The sequence below is a fragment of the Chromatiales bacterium genome, from assembly GCA_014323925.1.
In the GTDB taxonomy this organism is placed as follows: Bacteria; Pseudomonadota; Gammaproteobacteria; order Poriferisulfidales; family Oxydemutatoraceae; genus SP5GCR1.
Genome location: JACONC010000006.1, coordinates 26,855 through 51,678, shown reverse-complemented (window position 1 = coordinate 51,678; position 24,824 = coordinate 26,855). Strand labels below are relative to the sequence as shown.

At 44.0% G+C, this 24,824-nt stretch carries 21 protein-coding genes and 3 tRNA genes; 15 read left to right on the top strand and 9 right to left on the bottom strand.

All coding sequences use genetic code 11. From position 1 onward, the window contains the following. Window positions 1–44: 44 nt before the first annotated feature. Window positions 45–1,904, bottom strand: coding sequence for a TonB-dependent receptor (locus tag GDA45_03930; GenBank protein ID MBC6414067.1), 1,860 nt, complete (start codon window positions 1,902–1,904; stop codon window positions 45–47). Between the two features lie 508 nt (window positions 1,905–2,412). Here GDA45_03930 and rpoZ point away from each other — a divergent pair. The 4 genes from rpoZ to recG all read left to right on the top strand — a co-directional run bounded on the left by rpoZ (window position 2,413) and on the right by recG (window position 7,623). Beyond that, a complete protein-coding gene (gene rpoZ, locus GDA45_03925; GenBank protein ID MBC6414066.1) occupies window positions 2,413–2,811 on the top strand; it encodes a DNA-directed RNA polymerase subunit omega in 399 nt (132 codons plus the stop codon). A 46-nt stretch (window positions 2,812–2,857) separates the two neighbouring features. Beyond that, complete coding sequence (locus GDA45_03920) at window positions 2,858–5,029, top strand: bifunctional (p)ppGpp synthetase/guanosine-3',5'-bis(diphosphate) 3'-pyrophosphohydrolase (GenBank protein ID MBC6414065.1); 2,172 nt, start codon at window positions 2,858–2,860, stop codon at window positions 5,027–5,029. A gap of 106 nt (window positions 5,030–5,135) precedes the next feature. Beyond that, on the top strand, window positions 5,136–5,519 hold the full coding sequence (locus GDA45_03915; GenBank protein MBC6414064.1) for a RidA family protein: 384 nt from the start codon (window positions 5,136–5,138) through the stop codon (window positions 5,517–5,519). Between the two features lie 31 nt (window positions 5,520–5,550). Then, window positions 5,551–7,623: an ATP-dependent DNA helicase RecG gene (gene recG / locus GDA45_03910; protein ID MBC6414063.1), complete on the top strand. Its 2,073-nt coding sequence runs from the start codon at window positions 5,551–5,553 to the stop codon at window positions 7,621–7,623. 379 nt (window positions 7,624–8,002) lie between these two features. On the opposite strand, the gene GDA45_03905 is transcribed toward recG, so the two are convergent. Continuing rightward, window positions 8,003–8,197 (bottom strand): hypothetical protein, encoded by a 195-nt coding sequence (locus GDA45_03905; GenBank protein ID MBC6414062.1) that lies wholly within the window; start codon window positions 8,195–8,197, stop codon window positions 8,003–8,005. 313 nt (window positions 8,198–8,510) lie between these two features. Here GDA45_03905 and GDA45_03900 point away from each other — a divergent pair, with 313 nt between their 5' ends. The 5 genes from GDA45_03900 (at window position 8,511) to GDA45_03880 (ending at window position 12,943) form a co-directional block, all read left to right on the top strand. Further along, on the top strand, window positions 8,511–9,464 hold the full coding sequence (locus GDA45_03900; GenBank protein ID MBC6414061.1) for a hypothetical protein: 954 nt from the start codon (window positions 8,511–8,513) through the stop codon (window positions 9,462–9,464). A gap of 58 nt (window positions 9,465–9,522) precedes the next feature. Then, window positions 9,523–9,609 (top strand) — tRNA-Leu (locus GDA45_03895). 473 nt (window positions 9,610–10,082) lie between these two features. Continuing rightward, a tRNA-Ala gene (locus GDA45_03890) sits at window positions 10,083–10,158 on the top strand. A gap of 382 nt (window positions 10,159–10,540) precedes the next feature. After that, on the top strand, window positions 10,541–11,899 hold the full coding sequence (locus tag GDA45_03885; protein MBC6414060.1) for a nucleotide sugar dehydrogenase: 1,359 nt from the start codon (window positions 10,541–10,543) through the stop codon (window positions 11,897–11,899). A gap of 57 nt (window positions 11,900–11,956) precedes the next feature. Continuing rightward, window positions 11,957–12,943 (top strand): SDR family NAD(P)-dependent oxidoreductase, encoded by a 987-nt coding sequence (locus tag GDA45_03880; protein ID MBC6414059.1) that lies wholly within the window; start codon window positions 11,957–11,959, stop codon window positions 12,941–12,943. Between the two features lie 73 nt (window positions 12,944–13,016). Here the strand turns inward: GDA45_03880 and polA are convergent, their stop codons facing one another. The 7 genes from polA to GDA45_03845 form a co-directional block, all read right to left on the bottom strand. Beyond that, window positions 13,017–15,713: a DNA polymerase I gene (gene polA / locus GDA45_03875; protein MBC6414058.1), complete on the bottom strand. Its 2,697-nt coding sequence runs from the start codon at window positions 15,711–15,713 to the stop codon at window positions 13,017–13,019. Between the two features lie 120 nt (window positions 15,714–15,833). Beyond that, a complete protein-coding gene (locus GDA45_03870) occupies window positions 15,834–15,974 on the bottom strand; it encodes a hypothetical protein (GenBank protein ID MBC6414057.1) in 141 nt (46 codons plus the stop codon). A 210-nt stretch (window positions 15,975–16,184) separates the two neighbouring features. Beyond that, a tRNA-Phe gene (locus GDA45_03865) sits at window positions 16,185–16,260 on the bottom strand. A 46-nt stretch (window positions 16,261–16,306) separates the two neighbouring features. Next, window positions 16,307–16,579 (bottom strand): oxidative damage protection protein, encoded by a 273-nt coding sequence (locus GDA45_03860; protein MBC6414056.1) that lies wholly within the window; start codon window positions 16,577–16,579, stop codon window positions 16,307–16,309. Then, entirely contained in the window at window positions 16,569–17,627 is a 1,059-nt protein-coding gene (gene mutY, locus GDA45_03855) for an A/G-specific adenine glycosylase (protein ID MBC6414055.1), read from the bottom strand. The genes GDA45_03860 and mutY overlap by 11 nt, the downstream gene beginning before the upstream one ends. Window positions 17,628–17,759: 132 nt before the next feature. Continuing rightward, on the bottom strand, window positions 17,760–18,146 hold the full coding sequence (locus tag GDA45_03850) for a hypothetical protein (protein ID MBC6414054.1): 387 nt from the start codon (window positions 18,144–18,146) through the stop codon (window positions 17,760–17,762). Window positions 18,147–18,175: 29 nt separating this feature from the next. Then, window positions 18,176–18,814, bottom strand: a complete 639-nt coding sequence (locus tag GDA45_03845; protein ID MBC6414053.1) for a ParA family protein — start codon at window positions 18,812–18,814, stop codon at window positions 18,176–18,178. Window positions 18,815–18,921: 107 nt separating this feature from the next. On the opposite strand from GDA45_03845, the gene GDA45_03840 reads away from it, so the two are divergent. From GDA45_03840 to GDA45_03815, 6 genes are all read left to right on the top strand, one after another. Continuing rightward, window positions 18,922–19,500 (top strand): HNH endonuclease, encoded by a 579-nt coding sequence (locus tag GDA45_03840; GenBank protein MBC6414052.1) that lies wholly within the window; start codon window positions 18,922–18,924, stop codon window positions 19,498–19,500. 13 nt (window positions 19,501–19,513) lie between these two features. Continuing rightward, the gene (locus GDA45_03835; GenBank protein ID MBC6414051.1) at window positions 19,514–20,605 is read left to right on the top strand and encodes a ferrochelatase; all 1,092 of its coding nucleotides are present in this window, start codon (window positions 19,514–19,516) and stop codon (window positions 20,603–20,605) included. A 33-nt stretch (window positions 20,606–20,638) separates the two neighbouring features. Further along, on the top strand, window positions 20,639–21,646 hold the full coding sequence (locus tag GDA45_03830) for a glycosyltransferase family 2 protein (protein MBC6414050.1): 1,008 nt from the start codon (window positions 20,639–20,641) through the stop codon (window positions 21,644–21,646). An 85-nt stretch (window positions 21,647–21,731) separates the two neighbouring features. Then, complete coding sequence (locus GDA45_03825; GenBank protein ID MBC6414049.1) at window positions 21,732–22,934, top strand: glycosyltransferase family 25 protein; 1,203 nt, start codon at window positions 21,732–21,734, stop codon at window positions 22,932–22,934. Next, the gene (locus tag GDA45_03820; protein ID MBC6414048.1) at window positions 22,931–23,848 is read left to right on the top strand and encodes a glycosyltransferase family 2 protein; all 918 of its coding nucleotides are present in this window, start codon (window positions 22,931–22,933) and stop codon (window positions 23,846–23,848) included. Before GDA45_03825 ends, GDA45_03820 begins: the two co-directional genes overlap by 4 nt. Before the next feature lie 56 nt (window positions 23,849–23,904). Beyond that, window positions 23,905–24,813: a glycosyltransferase family 2 protein gene (locus GDA45_03815; protein MBC6414047.1), complete on the top strand. Its 909-nt coding sequence runs from the start codon at window positions 23,905–23,907 to the stop codon at window positions 24,811–24,813. Window positions 24,814–24,824 lie beyond the last annotated feature (11 nt).

Here is a 24,824-nt window from a genome sequence, read left to right as displayed (position 1 = left end):
CACTGCGGTCGGCACAAAGCAACTTTGCACCACAACAATATAGTCTACCTCAGTGATAAACCGATATGCGCATCTAGTCCGTTGCCACTATAACCATCCACTGGCTCATACGACTTATCAAATAGGTTGTTGATGCCGGCGTATAATGTCAGGTGCTCGTTGACAGTGTAGTTCAGGTTAATATTAGCCAATGTGTAGCCACCTTTGTTAATTGGTACGAATGTAGTCCTACCAAAGTTTTCTCTTTGTGACCCACGATAGTTAAAAGTAACACCGAAGTTCCAACCGGCTAGCATGCCGTGGTCGGAGGCGTAATCGATAGTTAAAAGCGCTTGCCGTACCGGCCTTCTTTCTAGTCGCCTATTGTCTTGATCATGCGCACTCGTCAATGTGTAATCCAATCGCATGTTAAGGGTTTTATTCGGCTGAAAGAAAATAAAACTCTCCAAGCCGCGTATGTTCGCTTGCCTCTGGTTGATAAGCGTTGATCCTGATGGAACAATTAAATCATCAATGTCGTTATTAAAATATGTGAGTCCGTAACGCCACTGCGACCAAGTTTGTTCAATGCCCACTTCCCAACCACGGCTGGTCTCAGGCCTCAAGTCAGAATTGGCGTAGAAATTAAATGCCGGAAAATCCTCAAATCTATCAGTCAACGAGGGTGCTCTAAATGCAGTCGCATAATTGATATGTAACCGAGTATTGAGGCCTGCGTGTAACACGCTACCGAATTGATAACTACGCTCGCTTGCGAAATCGTCAGAGTCATCGTTGCGCCAACCGAAGTTAACATACCAATCAGATGTCAGCGCATAGCGTAGTTCGCCATAAAATGCATTGTTGCGCGCATCGGCATCAAAACCATCATCCCTTCGCAACTGCTCGAGTTCGGTCTCTATGCCGAATGCGGCATTCAGGTCGCGGTGTGGTTGCCACACATTATGCCAGTTGAGCTTAAAACGTTCACCTGTACGTTTAGCGGAACCAGTGTCGCGGCTGTCGCGCTGGTAATAATCCATACGCCAAGTTGGACTCCAGATACCACCGAAATAATCCCCAGACATGGCTATCGTGGTCCGTTTGGTATAAGACGATTGTCGCAAATTATTATTACAAGTGTTTGAATTATCGTATTCCAAATCGACTTGGCTGTACTGCGACTTCACCGTCATCTTGGTATTCGTTTCCGGTATTAACAACCAACCAGCATTGACTTTGGCATTGCTATTCCTATAGCCGTCACGCTCCTCATTACTGGTGCAAGGAGCAAGCCGGCGGATGCGCAACGGCGCAAAATCCTCACCCTCAGTGTCAAAGTGTCGACCACTCAACGAGAAATCAAACCGGTCGTAAACTGCATCTATATCTATCGTTGCCGCCTGTCTATCAAAAGAACCGGTTTCTATACGGGCAGCGATATTGCTTTCAGTCGGACTACGCGTAATGATATTGATAATACCGCCCAGTGCCTCAGACCCATACTCGGCACTATAGTTGCCGCGTAGAACCTCAATACGCTCAACACCGTTCAACGACAGTTGCGAAAACTCATAACGATTACCGGCTGCTGGGTCGGAGACTTCCACACCGTCTATTAGGATTAACACATGGTCAGATTCACTGCCGCGTATAAAGACGGATGTCTGTGCGCCTATACCGCCACTTACAACAGTCGCCACACCCGGTACATCTTTCAATGCATCGCCGAGTACTCGATATTGCCGCCGCTCTATTTGCTCGGCGGTAATCACACTAAAACTACCACTAAACCTATCGCTATCAGTAGGTAGTCGCTTTGCGCTCACCACCATCACTTCGGTCAACTCTTGTTCTGCCATTATCGGCAATACTGCCACCATCAGCAAGAACCCGACTAGGCAATGTTTAAGTAGGAATGCCATTATTCAAACACTCGGGCTTAGCAGGATAACCTATTGCAGTAAACCGCTTGAGTGATAAAACTCACCATCGCAGATATGTCAATCATTCACCAAAAGTTATGCGTTGCTCTTTTTAATCGACCCAGTTAGGCTCAGTGGACATATCTTTTATATCCGCCGGCGCCACTACATCCTTCTGCGAACTTGCAACTGATACCGCCGCTTGCTTTTGACTCGTTAAGCCAAAGATTCAGTCTCGTTAATACACTATATAAAACTATCTCTGACATCTCTCTCCGTAGGTGATAGGCAAGTAGTGGCACCATAGTATGGGTAGCATCGCTCGCGTGTTAATGTCGGCACAAGCGACACAAGTATATTTAGATCCGTGCGGCGATTGCCTCCCAGACTGTCCTATGTGTGGCAGTACCACAAACGAATCTTGAACTTGTCCGTTATTATAAGGTATAATTATGTAAATTTCGCTTCATAACAGCGATTAGGGTAACCCGCATTTAAGAGGAGTATTATGGCAAGAGTCACTATAGAAGATTGTATAGAAAAAATCGGTAGCCACTTCAAGGTAGTTCAAGTTGCTGCCCACCGCGCACATCAGCTGGAGTTAGGTACCAAGCCTCAGGTTGAAAAGGAAAACGATAAATCGGTGGTTATCGCATTACGAGAGATTGCCGAGGACAAGATCGACGAAAAGATCCTCAGAAAACCTTTAGCCGAAAAGGAAGATTGGCAACAAAAAGAAAAATTTCTGTTAGAGCCCGGCGATGTCGGACAATCGGTTACTGATGTTGAACATTACAGCGACATCAATGAAGTAGAGGACGATAATGCCACCGATGAAAATAACACCGCTGATATTTCGCAACAGAGCCTTGCTTCAGAGGCCGATGAGGAGTCTAGCAAAAGCTAATCGCTATATCATTGCGACGGACTTTGCACTGAGCTTATAGTCCGCTATGGAGGCTTCAAAAACCAACACCCAAGATTTTCCTAACCAGGCTGATATTGTCTCATCTTATAGCCCAGCATTGATAAATAGTCTGGACGATGTCTTGGATAGTTATATGACTGCCGATGAAATTAGCCGCGTCCACAATGCTTATTGGTTTGGCGCCAATGCGCATTTAGATCAAAAGCGAATGTCGGGCGAACCCTATATTTATCACCCCGTACAAGTTGCAAAAATAATGGCGGAACTGCGTTTGGATGCAGTCACTATTTCGGCCGGCTTGTTACACGATGTGTTGGAAGACACCAATATTACTAAAAAGAAACTGTCTGAGAAATTCGGTAGCGCGGTAGCAGAAGTCGTTGACGGGGTCAGCAAATTACCCAAACTGAAATATAAAAGTGCGGAGATCAGTCAAGCCAAAAACTTCCAAAAAATGCTACTGGCGATGGCCAAAGACCCACGAGTGATACTGGTGAAATTATCGGATCGCTTGCACAATATGCGCACGCTAGAGCATCTACCCATAGATAAACAAAAAAGAATAGCGCAAGAGACACTTGATATTTACGCACCGCTTGCGCAACGCTTAGGTATAGATCAGGTTCGCCTAGAGTTGGAAGACTTGGCATTCAAGGTGTTATATCCGATGCGCTACGAAGTGCTTGAAAGAGCAGTCCGCAAATACGACAAACGCAAAGAGATGGTTGATAAAATGTTAGATAACCTTCGCCGCCATCTGGACTCTACCGAACTTTCATATCACATCTACGGACGAAGCAAGCATCTCTACAGCATCTACCGAAAAATGAAAGAGCGCAAACATTGTCTCGTGCAAATCTTTGACATATATGCAGTACGCATTGTCGTCTCTACTATAGACCATTGTTATCGCATGCTCGGTATATTACATAACCTATTCAAACCTCTACCGGGGCGATTCAAAGATTATATTGCCTTACCTAAACCCAATGGCTACCAATCGCTACATACCATTGTCGTTGACACGCACGGCGTAAAACTGGAAATACAGATTAGAACAGAGGAAATGGAAGAAGTTGCGAACAGTGGTATTGCCGCCTATTCGCTTTACAAAACCGGTGAGACCAGCAAGTCATCCACGGCACATCTGTGGCTACAAAACCTGTTAGCACTGCAGCAAAAAACCGGCAATAATTCAGCTGAGTATATGGAAAATCTAAAAACTGAACTGTTCCCAGCTGAGGTCTATGTATTTACGCCGCAAGGTGAAATTATCGTATTGCCGCGTAAAGCAACCGCGCTTGATTTTGCCTTTGCCATCCATACTGATATAGGACTTTCTACCTCGCGGATACGCATCAACGGCAATATCGAAGCATTAAATTACAGGTTGCAAAGCGGGCAAGTCGTGGAAGTCATTACTGCGGACAATGCAGTTGCCGACTCCAGATGGCTGGAACTAGTCGTTACCACCAAAGCCCGTACTGCCATCGTCCAGCACTTAAAACATATAGAAGGACGCGAAGCTGTCACACTGGGCCGTTATCTGTTAAAAAAAGCTCTGCTGGGTTATCAACAACTATTATCGGATATACCCAAATATCGTTTCAAAGAAGTTTTGGGTTCTCTAGGGCTAAAAAGCCAAGCTGAGTTATTTAGAGAAATCGGCTTAGGGCGACAGCTACCGTCGCTGGTGGTGGCACTGTTAACCGATATTGCCCATACTGATGAATGGCCGAGCTTAGAAATAGAGCCTGAGGCCATCATCAAAGGCGTCAAAGGCATGATAGTAGTGTGTGCTAAATGTTGCTACCCTATTCCTGGGGACGCGATTGTCGGCACTATGCACCCCGGCAAGGGTCTGGTGATACATCGTGAGAAGTGCGCCAATGTTAATACCAAAAAAATTAAAAGAATTATGCTCAAATGGTCGGATAAACCCAACACCGTAGCCGAGTATTCAGCAGCTATCCGTATAGTAGTACCCCATCGTCGAGGTGTGTTGGCAATTTTAGCGTCAAAAATTGCCCAGACTGGTTCTAATATTGAGAATGTGTACTTAGACGAGCAAGGCATCGACAGTGCGGCGATTACTTTTGTGATTAGCGTGCGCGACACGCATCAGCTGAATAAACTAATGAGACGTATCAATCAAGTATTTGACAGTGTTCAAGTATCTAGAATAGGGCCGGGTTAAATATCTCGCTTTACTAAGCTAAAGCTACACCGTAGCGAGCGTAGACACTACATAAAAAAGAAGCGTCAGATGATGAGCCCCGTCACTTTTTAACAAGGAGAGCATTATGATTAGAGAAATTATAAAAACAGACCAAGCCCCCAAAGCGATAGGCACTTATACACAAGCGGTTAAAGTCGGACCCACCGTTTACTTGTCTGGGCAAATTCCGCTGTCACCCAAGACTATGGAAATTGTCGCAGGTGATATCACACTGCACACGCGCACTGTGTTTGATAATCTCGCTGCCGTCGCCGTTGCTGCTGGCGGTTCGTTGGCAGACATAGTGAAATTAAATGTATACCTGTGTGACTTAAGTAACTTTGCTGTGGTTAACGAAGTTATGGCAGAGTATTTCAACGAACCCTACCCAGCGCGGGCTGCGGTACAAGTTGCAGCATTACCTAAAGCAGCCGACATAGAAATTGACGCAATTATGCATTTGCCATAAACAACAATCCCCCCTTTCATCTATAGCTATCATGACCGATCTCAGTGTATTGCGGGGCATCGGCCCTGCCGCCGAGCAATCATTGAATAAGCTCGGCATCAACTCTATCAAAGATTTGTTATTACACTTTCCGTTGCGCTATAAAGACAAAACGCGCATCAAAAGCATTGCCTCATTGAATATAGGTGAAGAAGCGCTAATTGAAGGTGTTCTAGAATCGGCGCGTATTAGTTATGAAGGACGAAGGGTTTTGCTTGCCGTCGTCAAAGATGCAAGTGCTATGACTATACAATTTCGCTTTTTTCACTTCTCTAAACAACAAATGTTTTTTTTTAAGCCCGGCTCACGCCTCTATGCTTACGGCGAGGTGCGGGCTGCACGTCGCGGCGGTTATGAGATGGTACATCCTGAATACCGTTTTATAAAAGACCACCAGTCAGTGCCAGTACAATCTTTTTACACACCAGTCTATCCAACTACCGCTGATTTGAAACAAGCAAGACTCTACCGCTACATTGATAAAGCACTGCAATGGTTGGCTGACACACCCGATTCTTTAGAAGAACTACTACCGCAACAATACACTTATGGTATCAGCCTGTCCGCAGCGATACAATTGATACACCGGCCACCACCGGATACCAATTTAGAACTTTTGCTCAACGGTGATCATGTCGCACGCCGCCGTTTAGTATTTGAAGAACTACTCGCCAATATAGTAGGTCTAAAGAAACTGCGCCTGAAAAACCGCACTGAAAAAGCGATTAACTTGACTGGCGACAACCTTTTATTCGAAAATTTATTGTCTACCCTACCCTTTGATTTGACCGCCGCTCAACAGCGTGTGGTTGACGAAATAACCGACGATCTGTCTAAAGCGGAAGCAATGATGCGATTGGTACAGGGTGATGTCGGATCTGGCAAAACTATCGTTGCAGTTGCAGCCATGTTAAAAGCCGTGGCAGCAGGCCACCAAGCAGCTATGATGGTGCCTACTGAGATCTTAGCTGAACAGCATTACACAAATATCCACGACATGCTAGAACCGCTAGATTTGCGCATCAGCGTTTTGCTGGGTAGCCAAAAGGCAAGCGAAAAACGGGCGATATTGAGGCATATCAAACACGGGGTCTCACAAATAGTCATTGGCACCCATGCATTATTCCAAGAAGCCGTCCAGTTTGATAAATTAGCAGTTGTCGTCGTTGATGAGCAACATCGCTTTGGAGTGCATCAACGACTGCTACTCAAACAAAAAGGCGAACATGGCGACTACCAACCGCATCAACTCATTATGACCGCAACCCCTATCCCTCGCAGTTTGGCAATGACTATGTATGCTGACCTTGATTATTCGGTTATAGATAGCTTACCGCCGGGACGACAAGAAATCAAAACCATCGCAGTCTCCGACGAGCGTCGCAACGAAGTCGTAGACCGTGTATATCTAGCGTGCCAACAAGGTAGTCAAGTATATTGGGTATGCACCCTAATAGAAGAATCTAAAACACTGCGTTACCAAGCGGCTGAAAACAGCTTTGATTTTCTTAAAACAGCAATGCCCGAAATAGAAATAGGATTGATACACGGTGGTATGAAAGCAGCGAGCAAAGAACAAACTATGCGTGACTTCAGAGAGCAACGTATCCGCTTGCTGGTAGCGACCACTGTGATAGAAGTCGGTGTCGATGTGCCGAATGCGACTTTGATGATAATAGAAAACGCCGAACGACTAGGTTTAGCGCAACTACATCAGCTACGCGGGCGCATTGGCAGGGGAGCGAAACAAAGCACCTGCATACTGATCTACCATCCACCCCTATCCGAACACGCCGAAGCGCGCATCGCCGCCATGCGCCGCACCAACGACGGCTTTGAGATAGCCAAAGAGGATATGCGCCAACGCGGGCCAGGTGAGATACTCGGCACCCGTCAAACTGGACAGGCCTGCTTTAAGGTTGCTGACTTAACACGAGACCACGACCGTAAATTATTGCCAAAGACCTATACCGCCGCTAACGACTTTCTTGAACAGCCGACTGAGACCATAGATAAATTAACTAAACGGTGGCTTGGTCTGTCGACTCATTATGCCGATGTTTAAGCACCCTTCATCTTGTAGATGCTACCTCCATACTATAGCAAGCAGTTGTACGATGCCACAACTTATCAAATAGGTATATTTAGATTCGGCTTATTTACTGGATGTAAAGTTCTCTTTCAGGACAAAGAAACGGCACTCTAATTCGTACCAAAGTATTCCTCGAAGGCCCGCTGCGCTAATTGCTCAGTTTGGTAGAAAGGCACCCGCCAGCACCTTTTACAAGGACGAAGCCGCAGACAATACTTTAGCAGGAGGTGTATTCAATATTAACTAATATAATACAGTTAATCTATCCCTCAGTTTATAGAGTCTTTGTGGCACTACTATATTCATAATTCATTTTTTCTTATCCCTGCTGTTTAAACCCATAATATCGCATTTACAGATATTTAATGGCGCCAATAATCGCTAGACCAATACCGACCATCCACATAATAGTACGATTATTCATACGATACATTTCTGCCTTTAGTTCTGCTATATCAGTCTTGGTCGCCATATCTTTTATATCTGCCTTTGTCGCTACACCCTTTGAACTCGCAATACCTGCCACCGCTTCCTTATGCTTCTTCATCAGTAGTATCGGGTATCTTTTTCAATAAATTGTATAAAGCTATTTCCGACATTCGTATTTGCTCCCTTATTAATTAAAGTAATGTATCGTTCCATAGCATAGCATAAAACCAGCGACTTGCTACGATGTTGTACGATGCCACGACTTATCAGATAGGTATATTTAGATTCGGCTATTATTTTCTACATGAATAGCGGACCTTTGCCAAGCTGAATCTAAATATACCTGCTTACAATTCCCAAAAGATTTGACTTTGCATAAACTATGCTATGATACATTAATTACAATTTACTATAATGATGGAGGTACTGTTATGCCATTAAACTCAATTAGTCAACCTAGAACGCCCGCCAGCGGCCATCAACAGGCACCTATAGAGGCTACCACTGGTACTCATAACGATAGACAGGTCAGTAAAACTGCCGGGCAAAATGCTGATAGTTCTAGCAATTTTAGTATGAACATCCCACGAACAAGTATACGCAGAAGAAGTGCGCGTACACCGACGAATAGACAGCGTATCGGGATCTTTAGAACACTACAACTGTGCTTCCGAGGAGACCGACGAGACCGACAAAACTTAGATAGACAACAACCATCCAGACCCTCTAGCCCTAATATAACTTCGGGCTTTGTTAAGCCACCTAATTTTGCTACGCTTTTATTTGGTGCTGCCCAGAGTGGAATAAAGGTTGCTATGAAGACTTCCAGGGAAGGATTAGCCAGTGAAAACAGCCGCGAGGAAGTCGTTACATTTCTTACAAGCGCTGATAAAGGTATACGCCGCGCTACAACTGCAATAAAAAACATATCTAAAGAACTAACTTTTGCAGAGCTGTCGGATGAAGAGAAACAGAAACTACCAGCTGAGGCGTTAGGAACTTTGGAACAGCAGGCCACAAAAATTACAAATATGGCAAAAACTATCTGCGATTCGACTTTTTTAGACAGTAAGGACAATTTCTCTCAATCTGGTACTACACAGGATAATGGCTATGTCAAGATGATGGAAGCACACCCTGAAAAAGATCAAGAAATGCGACAATGGCTTAGAGACGGATTAGATCTGGGCTCAGAACTTATTGCTAAACAGGGACAAATATTGTTTGAAGGAAAAGTGCAGTCGGAAGCAGAACTCAGCGAGTTGCAGAGTCGGGTGAATGCTTTCTCAGGTCAACAAAGAGAGTCAGTAATAGGCGACTTCACCGACGAGGTGATGAAGGAAGTCGACGAGATGCTAAAAGACAAGGGACTCAACCAAGCATAAAATACTTTTTGCATAAAACATCGTATACGGATATATTAGCTACGCCATCATGCTGAAAGCCGGGGTGGCGGAATTGGTAGACGCGCTGGCTTCAGGTGCCAGTAGGGGAGACCCTGTGGAGGTTCAAGTCCTCTCCTCGGCACCATGTACCTCCAAAGCTGTAAAAGTATAAATATACCAGTACTTTTAAGAAAAACTTAGAATTTGTGCGATGCAAGTTGCATGCTTGCGACATTCGTAGCCAATGGTAGTAGCTGTTTTAGAGTTCTATCATAATCGTCCGTAGTTGCCATTGAGTAGACGGTAGGCCATCATAAAAGCACAGTCTGGGAAGGCTTGACGACGATACTTAAACAGGTAAATACGAGATCTCATAAGTTCTAAGCTGACTTTAGAGTCCTATAGTCAATAGCACTAGAGTTGTATCCATCAGAGTATAGAACTTTTAGTCCATAGACACATGGGTGTGTCACCTCTGACTGCCCGGGGACCGCATATGCCCAAGTGTTTAGCTTACAATCAATAAGCCGAATCTAAATATACTTGGTTTGACACTACATTGATGAAGAGGTAGACCTATACGACTACTCGTCATACAATACCAATTCTATAACGGATGGGGCCGTAGCTCAGTTGGGAGAGCGCGACATTCGCATTGTCGAGGTCAGGGGTTCAAATCCCCTCGGCTCCACCAAGTTTTGGTAGCACTAGCGACTGCCAATATACCTATCCCCCGAAAATCAGACCACATCGAAAGATATTTTTTCCGATAAACTAGTATTAAATATCTAAAAAGAGATATTGTATATGAGAGGAAAACATTTTAGCGAAGTATCGCTACACAGTTGAGCGAGTTTGAGATATGCGCTAAAAGTTCGCTCATATGTCAAAAACATCGTGGCATCGTACACTTATTTGAAATCAATGCTGAAAAAGCGTATATTATGAGTATCAAAGTCACAAAAACCTCTTATTTGGCAATTGCTTGATGAAGACTAGAGTATTGTGGTAGATACCACTCAGCAAAAGCCAGCCACTAGAGCAAGACAACTTTATCAATAATTTAGAGAAACACCGTGATTAAAAAGCAGGAAAATATATGCATTATAGGTATGGGCTATGTTGGTTTAACCCTAGCTGCGATTATGGCTGATAGAGGTTTTAATGTTTGGGGAATAGAAAAAAACGCCGACATACTCAAAATGCTGATGAAAGGCAAGCCTCACTTTTTAGAGAAAGGCTTGGAAGCTCGCCTTAAAGGTAATATGAGTGCAAACCGACTGCACTTTTTATCTAAATTATCGGAACTTAAACTTAACAATAATCACCAACCCCTAGTGTATATCATAACGGTCGGTACTCCTCTAGACGACGCCGGTCGGCCGCGTATGGATATGATTAAATCAGTGGCAGAAGAAATCGCAAATCACATGAACGAAGATGCTTTAGTCATTCTACGTTCAACCGTACAACTAGGCACCACCCGTAATGTTGTTAAAAAGGTATTTGAGAAAAGTGGTAAACGATTTGCGCTTGCCTATTGTCCGGAGAGAACTGCCGAGGGTAATGCTATGGCAGAACTCAGCGTTCTACCTCAGATTGTTGGGGGATTAACTGAGGCAGCGGCATTACAAGCGGAAGCCATCTTCAGAAGAATGACGCTGACCACTATAATGGTTTCTTCTGTAGAAGCTGCCGAAATTATTAAATTGTTGGATAACAGCTTCAGAGACTTAAATTTTGCTATAGGTAACGAGGTTGCGTTATTATGCGAAGCAGCTGGACTAGACGGCAAAGAAATTATTACGGCTGCTAACACGGGCTATGCAAGGACACAGATTGCGGTTCCTGGTTTTGTAGGTGGGCCTTGTTTGCATAAGGATCCGCATATCTTGCAAGAATCTCTAGCAGCTTACGGCTATGTGCCGAAGTTGATTAAACAGGGGAGATTACTCAATGAGTCGCTCCCTCTACATGTATGCGAGAGTCTTGCTGAAACTAAAATTATTCCACCCAAAGGCAAAGGCATAAAAATTAGTATTCTTGGTCTAACATTTAAAGGGCGCCCAGAAACTAGTGACACTCGAGCTTCACCAAGCCTCCATATCATCGCTCTTCTTAAACAAAGATACCCTGACGCTATAACTTGCGGACATGACTTTGCGCTTGATAATCAGGCTATTTCTAGTTTGGGAATAATACCAGCAAACATAGAACAAGCCTTTGAAGGCGCCTCAGTTATCATAGTTGCAAATAACAATAAAAAATATGAGTGGATAGATTTGGCTACTTTAGTTATGTCGATGGTGACACCTGCAGTTATTTATGATATTTGGTCTGTGCTTCCACCTTATCGAGGTCCGTATATGGAAAACCAATTGCTACAGTTTTTATATTTGGGAAATAGACTACAACCCAAACAAGATAAGCGGTAGGTTAATAGCTGCTAGTGATCATTTTGTGATGAAAACTGGTTACAGTAATGTAGGTTGATGTCAAGCGAACATGTTTTAGTGACTGGCGGTAGCGGTTTTTTAGGCAGTGCTCTGGTTAAAAAGTTGCTACACGAAGGCTGGCAAGTACGCGTGTTGGATAATAACTCTAGAGGGCATGCGAGACGTCTTGTCGATGTCATCGACGATATTGATTTCATTGTCGGGGATGTCCGCAACTACGATGTAGTGTATAAGGCATCCAAAGGGATGGATGTAGTCGCACACTTAGCGTATATAAACGGTACTGAGTTTTTTTACAGCATACCTGAACAGATTCTGGAAGTTGGCATAAAAGGAGCCATAAACACGATAGAGGCTTGTCTGGCGCATAAAATAGAGCGCTATTGGGTATTAAGTTCCTCGGAAGTTTACCAGAGCGCAGAGGTTGTTCCTACTGATGAGACTGCAAAACTCGTCATTCCTGATATTATGAATCCGCGTTATAGCTACGGTGGCGGCAAAATCGCGACGGAGTTATTAGCGGTGAATTACGGGCGTAAAGCGTTTCGTCAATTAGCAGTGGTTCGCCCTCACAATGTATACGGAGCAGATATGGGGTTTGAGCATGTTCTACCGCAACTCATTATGCGCACGGCACGTTTGGATAGAGAGACTCCTAAAGGAGAGGCCATAGATTTTCCGATTCGCGGCTCTGGCACACAGACCCGATCTTTCGTCTACATAGACGATTTTATAGAAGGATGCTACCTAGCTTGTACGAAAGCCGAAAAATGCTCCTTTTTCCATATCGGCACGATGGATGAGATGAAAATTAAGGATGTAGCTGCCATCGTATTGGCAGTATTCGGTCGGCGAGGCAATATAATTTCGTCAGAATCGCCGGCTGGAGAAACCAGCCGCCGTTGCCCTGATATTCGACGGGTACAGGCCTTGGGCTATAGACCTAAAATCAGCTTAACACAAGGTATTACAAAAATGTCACAATGGTATCTCGAAAACGAATCACTGTGGCCGTCAGCATAAAACAGCATGCGGGAGAGCATGGGCATTAAAAGCACCGTGCATCATTTTACCGTTATGGTTAACTTACAGTTTATCAATGTGCTTCATCCCAATTGTTGCCAATATCGGCGTTAACTTTTAGTGGCACTGAAAGTTCGGCCGCCGACTCCATGAGTTCGCAGCACGCCTGCTTAACATTTTCGGCGTGTTGTTCGGGAACTTCTATCACAAGTTCGTCGTGCACCTGCATAATCATCATTGCATCACTTGAATCTTTCTTAAAGTATTCGGAAATTAGTATCATAGCCCGCTTGATGATATCTGCGGCCGACCCCTGCATGGGTGCATTAATTGCAGTGCGTTCGGCATAATGTCGACGACGAGTATCTTTGGCATTAATATTCGGCAAATACAATCGCCGACCACTAACAGTCTCAACATAACCTTGCCGTCGTGCTTGCTCGCGCGTGCTATCCATATACGCACGCACTGTAGCGAAACGTTGGAAATAAGTCTTTACATATTGGGATGCTTCTGTGCGAGAGATATTAAGCTGTTTGGCAAGGCCGAATGCAGACATACCATATATCAACCCGAAGTTTATGGCCTTCGCTATGCGTCGCTGTTCGTCGTCCACTGCTTCTAAATCACAACCGAAAACTTCGGCAGCGGTTGCGCGGTGCATATCCATATCTTTATTGAAGATATCCAAAAGCCCAGCATCTTGAGATACATGCGCCATAATACGCATTTCTATTTGCGAGTAATCAGCGGCAACTAAGCTATAGCCGCGACGGGCGATAAAAGCACGGCGTATGCGCCGCCCCTCAACGGTTCTAATTGGGATATTCTGCAGATTCGGATCGGACGAAGATAGGCGTCCGGTTGATGTGACTGCTTGGTGATAAGAGGTGTGCACTCGTTTGCTTTTAGCGTTAATTAACCGAGGTAATTTATCAGTATAAGTTGATTTCAGTTTACTCAGTGAACGATGATGCAGTATCAATCGAGGAATTTCATGTTCGTAAGCAAGCTCTTGTAAAACATCTTCTGAGGTGGATGTTTGACCTTTGGGAGTTTTTTTGTCTGTCGTCAGTCCAGCTTCATCAAACAATACAGTTTGTATTTGTTTAGGTGATGCAATATTAAATTTATGTCCTGCCAACTCATAAATCTGTTGTTCGGTTTGCATAATTGCCTGCCGTAATTCCTGGCTTTGTTTGTCCAAAAGACTGGCATCGACCAAGACACCATTGCGCTCTATCTCGGCAATTACCGGCATTAACGGCATTTCTATCTCGCGGTAAACCTTGAGCAACGATTTTTCTTCTTTGAGCTTAGGATATAAGTAGTTATGCAACTGAAGACTAAAATCGGCATCTGCAGCAGCGTATTCGGCAGCGGTCGTCACCGCAATTTGTCCAAAAGGTCTTTGCTTAACCCCTTTGCCGGCAACATCTTGATAAGTTTTCATCTTAGCTTTTAGGTATTTATGAGCAAGTTCCTTTAAGTTATGTCTGCTGGCAACCGAATTATAGATATAAGACTCGAGCATAGAGTCGTGTTTGATGCCGCATAAGTGGATATCGTAGTTTAGCAACACTTCCATATCGTATTTAATGTTATGCCCCAATTTGGCGAGTTTCGGATCTTCCAATAAGGGGCGTAGTTGCTGTAATACTGATTGGGTATCTAATTGTTTAGGTGCACCGCAATAATCGTGTGCCAACGGCACATAAGCAGCATCGCCAGGTGCGACGGCAAAAGATAATCCGACAATCTGCGCCTGCATATAATCCAAGGTCGTAGTTTCTATATCCAAGGCAAAGCAATCTACCGACTGTAGTTTCTCTAACCACTTATCCAGAGTACTTTGCATCAAAATAAGTTGATATACTGGGTAAGCCACTGATGCCTCATCATTGAGTTCAGCAACTATATCCACTTGATCATCAAGCCATTGGGTGAAACCGTATTCTTTATAGAAAGTGACCAATCGTTCGTTCTTAGGCGGTGTAATTTTCAACTGATCAATTGTGCAGTCTAACTCTACATCGTCGCGTATTGTCACCAAATCTCTATAGAGCGGTAGCTGAGGCAACGCATTTTTTAATGCTTTGCCTCCTTTACCAGCGATACTATCAGCATGCGCTATAACTTCATCTAAAGTATGGTATTCACCCAACCATTTAGCTGCGGTTTTAGGTCCCACACCTACAACCCCGGGGATATTGTCAGCACTGTCCCCAGCTAAAGCCAAATAATCAATCATTTGTTCCGGCAAAACGCCGAATTTCTCCTTGATAGCATCGGCATCAATATGCCGATTTTTCATCGTATCAACTAAGGTAATATGTTTGGAGATTAGCTGCGCCATATCCTTATCGCCAGTAGAAATGAGCACATTCCATCCGGCTGCCTCAGCGTTGTGAGCCAAGGTACCGATTACATCGTCGGCTTCTACACCACCAACCTCCAATAGTGGGTAGCCGCTCTCTTTGATTAGATATTTCAATGTGCCTAGTTGAGAGACTAGGTCTTCCGGCATTGGCGGCCTTTGCGCTTTGTATTGAGGATACAATTCGTGTCTGAAAGTTTTGCCGTGTGCATCCAGCACAACCGCAAAGTAGTCCGGGTTTTCCTGCTTAATCAGAGCCTTCAACATTTTCCCGACACCGAATACCGCCCCAGTCGGCTGCCCGGCAGGTCCCGTTAAAGGTGGTAGTGCGTGGTATGCACGATAAAGATAAGCAGTGCCATCCACCAATACTAATTTTGTTGCCGTTGCCATTTTACTGTTCTGTGTTTGTATATCTGTACTGTCGCTGTGATAGGAACATGGATGTTTTAGTTGATAGATATGACAATCAAAGAAAAGCAACCAATGGGGAAAGTAGACACTTTCATCTAGCTACAGGTATACGAGTTCTTTATTGTATCCTTTAATGACTAAACCTACACCAATTGGGGCTTCAGACCCATACAGGATATCTCTAGATGTGCTATTTCCGCCTTGGTCGCTACTACCTTTGAAATGGTAAACTTTCTCCATCTCATAATGCATGGAATAAGTCTATTTATCATATCTCTATACACTTCTTTGTGTTGTTTAATCAACATTATAGCCTAGCACAGGGTTGTCTATCCAGTATCACATACTCATCCAGCTACAAGACTTGTATCACAATATTTTTCACAAAGCTGACATTGGCTTACCGAAACCAATTTACACTGAGCATTAAAATCAAGCTGAACCCACAACTGGTGGCCAGAGGTGGAATCGAACCACCGACACGAGGATTTTCAGTCCTCTGCTCTACCGACTGAGCTATCTGGCCGTGTCGTCATAAAATTACAGCGTATCTTACATAACGACTGAAATAATCATTTATTTGGGTCGACAAACTCTTCGGGTTTTGCGGAACCTTCACCGAACAAGAATTTCTCCATTTCTTCCTCAAGAAACTTACGCGCTTTCGGTTCGACAGGGGTTAAGCGATATTCGTTAATCAGCATCGTTTGATGGTTGACCCATTGCTGCCATACTTGTGCGCTAATATTATCGTAAATGCGTTGTCCTAAATCACCAGGATAAGGCACATAATCTAAACCTTCGGCTTCTTTACCAAGCTTCGAACAGTGTACTTTACGAGTCATCTTTGTCCCTACTATTTTGTAATTGCACTATCAATTTTTTAACGGGTGCAGGCACACCGCTGATTGAATATAAAAGTTTACACCAAACTAAACCATTTTCCTCACTTATACGCGGATAAATTTTTCCAATCTCTACTTTTAATGGGGTTATGGTCAACGAGAAATGAGTAAATTGATGCTTGAAAGACGGCAAACAATTTGTGTTGGTGATGTGCCCTATTTTCTGTCGACACCAGGCTTCAGCTTCAGCTTGACTCTGCATCTCTGGAAAGCTCGACAGACCACCCCATATCCCAGATGGAGGTCTGCGTTCTAACAAAATACTGTCTTTGTGCATAGCCATAAGCATAAATACATGACGGTGTGGCTTTTTCTTCGAGATAGCTAAGCAAGGTCGCTCGGCGATGCAACCAATCTTGCGAGCAAGACAATCTTCTGCCACTGGACAACGCTCGCATTGCGGGTTATTTTTTGTGCAGACCAGAGCCCCTAGATCCATCAACGCTTGTGTGTATTCGGCAATATTTTGGTGTGGTAGGTAGTCATCGGCTTGTTTCCATAGCTTGCGATTTGCCGTAGTATCGCCTGGACGAGCTGCAATGTCGGCGTGTCTGGCAAGCACGCGTTTAACATTGCCATCCAGAATAGCGTGTCTTTGCCTATATGCCAGAGCCAAAATGGCTGAAGCGGTTGATCGGCCAATACCAGGTAATGTCATTAAGATCTTTTTATCCTTGGGAAAACGACCACCATAGTGTGATCTTATAAGGCGCGCAGTGCGGTGCATGTTTCTAGCGCGAGCATAATAACCCAAGCCCGCCCACTGCACCATGACTTCCGACAATGGGCTCTCTGCGAGAGATTTAAGGCTGGGGAAGTAGCGCATGAAACGACGGTAATATGGAATAACCGTTTGTACTTGGGTCTGCTGTAGCATAATCTCGGAAACCCACACCCGATAAGCCGATACACTGCGCTGCCAGGGTAAATTTTTTCTACCGCTACACGCATACCACTTCAGCAAACGAGTGGAAAAAGGTGCGAGCATTGTAACTCTACGCGGATGTAGACGATGTCACTTTTTAGCGGATGTTAGCAACATACATAAAAGGCTGATAAGCGAAAGCATGGCTATTAAAATTATTGAACATCGCAGTTGCGGACTGAACTTCGGCAGTTTTTAATGCACCTGAGGAACAAAACGCATCGTTTGCTCGACTTGGTAACCGCGATTGAAAACGAGTTCTATAGAAACATGTCCGGCATCTTCTGTTTTAGCTTTAACCTGCCTGAGTTCGGGAATACGGTTTGCCAACCACGCACACGCAGCTGCCGTTACTTGGTCGTTGCCGATCTGTAGAGCTTTGACTAGAGCGCAACCGACAACTTCGGTGAACTGCAATGGATTAGGCTGCGGTAGAGACTGTCTATCTGTTTCAACATTCTGAGATAATTTCGCATCTATGCGGAATAAATCCTCTTTTTGTCGCTTGTTCAGCGGTTTTCGGCGATCGTATTCCAATACCACTTCACCGTCAATTTGTACTATCAGGTTTTGCTGTTTCACCGCAATCCGGTGCTTTGCACAGGGTTGTTTTAATATGGCATACTGCGTTGGCTGCCTAACCAGCGCAACAAAGGCATCCAGTCATCGCGTTCAGCGATAGTTGCGTAGCGAGACATCTCAAATATGCCAAGCCCTTTCTCAGCAGCGCGTATATAATTCATGCTGTCTCTGAGATGGGTGGGGAAAGAAAAACGTAACTTGAGTAAAAACTCGTCTAGTTGCCAGGCTACATTCGTTTGCATGCGCACCCGATTGCCGATAACGGCTATTTTGGCGCGTTTACCAATAATAGCAGGGAACGATCGTATCTCTTTGATAAACTCGCGCGCTGCGCGCATATCCAACATAGATGGGAGCACCGGAATGATAATAGTCTCGGCTCGCCTTATCATACTATTGAGATCTTTACCGTGTAGAGCTGCCGGGGTATCCATAATGCAGATATCTGCAGCTTTCTGGGAGGCACCGCGTCTCCTAACCCCGTCATATGCTCGGATAGGGGGCTTACTTGGAGACCGCGCTGACAGCCAACTCAGGCTACTCTTTTGGGGGTCGAAATCTGCTAAAACTACATTTAGGTTTTTGGTTGCGTAATAGCTCGCCAAATTGGTTGCAATAGTGGTTTTACCGGATCCTCCTTTAGCATTTAGTAACATAATTTTTCTCATGCCTTACTCCTCGTTAGTTGTTGTTGAGAGCTTTTATTATTGACATTATAAACAATTTCTATACTATACAAAACTAACTCACAGCTCCTGATATATAAGGTAGTATTATGCAAGAGAAATTAGGTCAACAAATTCTGAGAGTTGATGTGTCTGGTATGCCTGTTGACTGGATTGATTATCAAGCTGCGGTTAGGCTTTATCACGCCGATACCGTCGCCTATGAGGTAGGAACCACTCTGTTAAAAATCCGTGGTGGCATCAACGCAATAACCGGCAAGCGTAGTATTATCAATGTCAATTCGGTCATTGCCACCTACGGCAAAAATCCTCATTTAGACTTAAATTACATTCCGCCTTTGAATAACAATGCTCTGTTTAAGCGCGATGGATTTTTATGTCTTTATTGTGGAGAGTCGTTCAATCGTCGCTATTTATCTCGTGACCATGTAATCCCTTTCAAACAAGGAGGAAAAGATACCTGGAACAATGTGGTCGCCGCGTGCAAACGTTGCAATAATCAAAAAGCTGGGCGTACCCCTGAGCAAGCTGCTATGAAATTACTCGCTATTCCTTTCGTTCCAACCCATGCAGAATACATTTATTTAAGAGCCCGTGCTATATTGGCTGATCAGATGGATTTCCTAAAAGCACACTTCCCAAGACAGAGTCGCTTGCGATCTTCTTAGTCGTCAGTGTACATTGAATTATCTTGGTGATAAAGACTACCAGCATGGTAGCGTTGAGCTTACTGGTATTTTAGTCGTTAATCTAGGCACCCCTGAGGCTCCTACGACTGCTGCGGTTCGCCGTTATTTGGCAGATTTTTTATCTGATCCGAGAGTAGTAGAAATCCCTCGCCCGCTATGGTGGCTGATCTTACACCTACTGGTGTTGCCGTTGCGCCCGCGTAAAAGTGCCGCGGCTTATGAAAAAGTGTGGTTACCCGAAGGTTCGCCGCTACTGGTTCACTCTGAGCGTTTGAGCTCAAAAGTTCTGCACAGACTAAAAAATGAACACCAAAACTTAACTCTAAAACTTGCGATGCGCTACGACAAACCGTCGATTGAGGACATATTAAATGAGATGAAAGAAGAATCAGTTCGTCGATTGTTGATATTGCCACTGTTTCCACAGTACTCGGCAACCACTACGGCATCAGTGTTTGACAAGGTAGCTCAAATACTAAGTACTTGGCGATGGCAGCCTGAAGTGCGTTATGTTAACCACTATCATAAACATCCGCTTTATATCTCAGCCTGTAGCAATCAAATACGTGAGTTTCGTAAACAACATGGTGCCGGGGATAGATTAGTATTTTCATTTCACGGATTGCCTAAACGCAATCTACTGCAGGGGGATCCTTATCATTGTCAGTGTCATGCCACGGCACGATTAATTGCACAAGATTTATCCTTGAAAGAACATGAGTATAAACTTTGTTTCCAATCGCGTTTTGGGCGAGCCGAGTGGCTGCAGCCGTATACTGAACCGACCTTAGTTAAGCTGGCAGAACAGGGGGTAAGCACCGTCGATGTTTTTTGCCCAGGGTTTGCTGTCGATTGCTTAGAAACATTAGAGGAGATAGCTATGCAAGCAGGCGATGCTTTCAAGGGTGCTGGCGGCGCTCATTTACGCTACATCCCGGCACTCAACGACGGTGACTCGCATGTCGAATGTATAAAGGAACTTATATTAAAACATATAACTGGTTGGGGCATAGAAGATATTGAGGATGCGCAAATCAGCATGCAAGCTAAAGCAAAGGCTCTAGCTATGGGAGCACCCCAATAGCATCGAGTAGCACATAAAACTGGCAGTACTACATTGATTGCTACATCTCAATCATCCGATATTTTAGTCGTTATACCGGTAATGAACCGCCCTCGCTATATCGAAATAGCCCTTGATTCTATACTGAAGCAAACACACCACCCCGATCATTTAATTATCGTAGATGATTGCTCTAGCGATAATACTGTAGAAGTAGTCAGCGCGTGGTTTGACTCAAAATCACCTCCTTTTACAACACAGTTGATCGTTCATAATAAAAATAAAGGCGCATCGGCGGCTAGGAATTCTGGGCTTGCATGCGCTCAGGACCAGCATCACTATATCTACTTCTTAGACTCGGACGATGTTCCATCTCCTGCATTTTTAGAAAAAACACGAACCGCGTTAGAAATGCATCCTCAGGCAATTGCTGCGAGTGTTGACCGAGTCTTAAAGAACCAACGAGGTGATGTGCAATATCTTAATCAGAGACGGCTAAGTGTCAATCCGTATCACTGGTTTATAGATATGGGCGCCGGTGTTTCATCGTCTACATTGCTACGCACGGATATCATTAAACGGCTGGGTGGTTATAACGAGGTACTCTTAACCGGACACGACACTGAACTTTTTTTTCGTCTAGCTGGCCTAGGCGAGTGGTTGCATGTACGCGGCTGCCCAGTTGTTATGCACGAGCATAGCGTGCATCTACGCGACATGCATGCCGATCCATTAAGAAAATGGTGTCATATATTTGAGAATTGCGTTGCTAACTTTTCTGAGCAAAAGAAACTACAGCCGAGTATCTATCGCTGCCTGCTAGCAAGGAAATGGCGACACGCAGGGTTAGAACTGCTAAAACAACAACGCTGGCAGCAAGCTCAAGATTGTTTTCGCAGATCCATAGCTTGGCGGGCAAAAAACGGCATTAAACCCTTTATTTATTGGTTATTAGCTTTACCCACTGCGCTCTTATTTAAGGTGTTAAATAAATTCAATTTATACAATCGCTTTATAGATGCCGTTAAGCACATTCATGCACAGCATAAATTTCGCTTCTAATCGCTTCTGCTCTTGCTATCGTTTACAATGCTTAGCATTTATAATAGATATTTGAGCACTCCTACCCAATCGGCTAACAAAAAACATGAGCAACAGTCTTTTTCCTATTTTTGTCATCAACTTAAAAAAATCACCCGAACGTAAGGTTCAAATTAACCAGCAATTAAGTGATCTGGGGCTAGAATGCCAATATATAGAGGCGGTGGATGGCACTCAATACACACCATATCAGTTAGTAGAAAAATACGGACGGCAGATTTTCTATACTAATACATATAACAAACAGCGTATGACTTTAGGTGCAGTGGGATGTTTGTTAAGTCACATAAAATTCTATGAGCACATGATGGAAAATAATATCCCAGCTGCTTGTGTGCTTGAAGACGACGCCATATTATCACCTCACTTACCAGAAATATTACAATCTGATATTATACAAAAAGTGCCATGGGGTACCTTATTGCTCGGCCATTACTCAAAGTACAGAAAATCTTTTAATAAAGGCGCAGAACCCGTTTACTGGAAGACAGAGGTTTGCCGCGGACACTATATCGCTAAGCCTGCAGAATTTCCTTTTACGACCTTGGGTTATTTAATTAAACTTTCAACGGCAAAAAAACTACACCGCCTGTCGTTTCCGATACGAATGCCTGCCGATTGGGTGACTGGTAACACGGAGCTTGTCGGCGATACTTTGAGAATCATTACTCCCCCTTGTATCGTAGCCGATAAATACCATAGGGGAAAATCAACTGTTCGAGGTAGTGCTAATGCTGATTTGCCGATGGAACTGCAAAAAGAAATTCCCACACTTTCTCTGAGACGCTATATAACCGTTGGTTTGGCTAAATTTGTTTTAGGCTCCAGAAAACAGCGAGCACAAGCGGCTTATGACAGAGATAAAGAACCGTCCACCCATATGCTGAAGAATTGGCAGCAAAAATCCGCTAGTAGCAATAGAAAAGACAGACGACCAAAATCAAAAATAAAACAAGAGGCGCGCAAACGACGCAAACACGAATCGCTTACTAATATGGTAATACAAATAATAAAAATGCGCTATCATATACAGAAATCGCTATGGTGTAGAATGAGAAGAATCACTTCCATTCAAGGGGCCTTATATATAAGTCTGAGACTTATACTCAATATACCAGTTACGGTTTTATCTATATTAGCCTTTTTGATACAAGCCACTGCTCGCAATATTTATTACGGTAAAATGTTTACTACCATTAGGATTTATATAAAAAAGTTAGGGCTATTTAAGTACACAAGAGTTGTATGAATAACACACCTTCGGTGGCGACGGTATGTGCCTTAGATAACCAGAAAAATATTCCGCACGATACTATAGATTGTATATGTGCGCAAACTCTAGAACCTCACTCATTGATCATAATCTACGATGAAGCACTAGAAGTAGCCATTAAACCCCTACAAACCAGTATAAAAAAAGTTGCGCCGACCCTGCAAGTAAAATATATAAAACGCAATTCCAACGATATTGCAAGTACTAGAAATATCGGCTTGGATTATATAAGCGATTACCAATATGTACATTTTGCAGACGCAAACACTAGGCTACCTAGAGATTTCTATCAAAAAGCCACCTTAAGCCTCGCTAAGTCTTCGGATTATGTTGCGGCAGTGCCAGAACGATTGGAGTTAACGAGTAAAAAGAAGACAGATATTGATCTAAGTGGTTTGGCCGACAACCCCTGGTTATGGCTGATGCGTTCTAAACTAGAAATAGCAGGTATGGTCTTACTGCGCAAAGATGCCGTTGAAAAAGCAGGGAAGTTTAATCCTTTGATGACCATGGGAGCGGACACTGATTTTTACTCACGGATTTCCAATCAAGGTGCCTGGTACTGTATCCAACATTGCACGGCGACTAGATTGCAGTCCTCATCGGCAGCGGATTTACAAGATCAATTTTCCGATTACCATAGACAGTGGGCATTAATATACGAGAATTTGCTGGATACTTATGGGGCGCGCTACCACATAGCCAAGAGGGTTTATCGAGCCATACTGGCTGATGCATGGTGTCGAGCGGGGCAAGAATTATTAACTGGCAAGCGCATTGAAGAAGCACATGATTGTTTTACCCGTTCTTTAAGTTGGCGAGTAGTCAACCCATCTTGGAAGTATTTAATAAAGATTTCTCGTCTGAGAAGAGCGAAGCATAGACCTTAAAGACCCGCTATATATAGATGAAAAATGGTTCGAGTGTCTTAGTTATTATTCCGGTTATGAATAGATCGCAAGCGATTGTCGCATCACTAAATGCAGTGCTTCAACAAAAACTGCAACCTGATTGTCTGATAGTCGTGGACGATGGTTCAACCGACAATACAGCAGATGTCGTTCGCTCGTGGAAGGATAATTCATCCCCGACTTTTAATATGCAACTAATAGAACATGTTCACAACAAAGGAGCAGCTGAGGCGAGAAATAGTGCCTTGCAACAGGCCGCAAATAGATACGCATACATTTACTTTTTGGACTCCGACGATATTCCGCCGCCGAACTTTCTTGAGAAAACAGTGCCTACACTAGCCAGCAACCCTGATGCGGTTGCCGTCAGCAGCGACCGTATTATCAAGCATATATCCGATGGTAAAACCATCAAATATAGGCAAAAGAAAATATCTAAAAATCCCTGGTTATGGTTCCTCACTATGGGGGCAGGCATCGCTTCGTGCACTGTGTTTCGTAGCGAAGTGATATACAAACTCGGCGGCTATAACGAAACATTGCCGACCGGCCACGATGTTGAATTGTTCATGCGTATTGCCGATTCAGGAAAGTGGCTCCATATCGGTGATTGTCCGGTTACTTTCCACAGATTAGAATCACGACTGTCCGACCGCTATCACCACAGATATATAATGTGGTGTTTGATATTCGAAAATAGTACTTTAATATCAACCGCACTTAAACATATACCGCTTAAGGAATATCGTAGAATATTGGCGCACCGGTGGCGGCGCGCCGGGCTAATTATGCACGAGAACGGCTATCATAGAGAAGCGGAGGATTGCCTGCGTCGTTCATTGGCGTGGAGTTTGTCCAATAAAGCGATTATCGATTTACTCTGGTTTTATCATAAACAGAGCCTGCGCTTTTTTTTAAGAAAGCTGCGCCTCGCTAGACATTAAAAATATCTGTT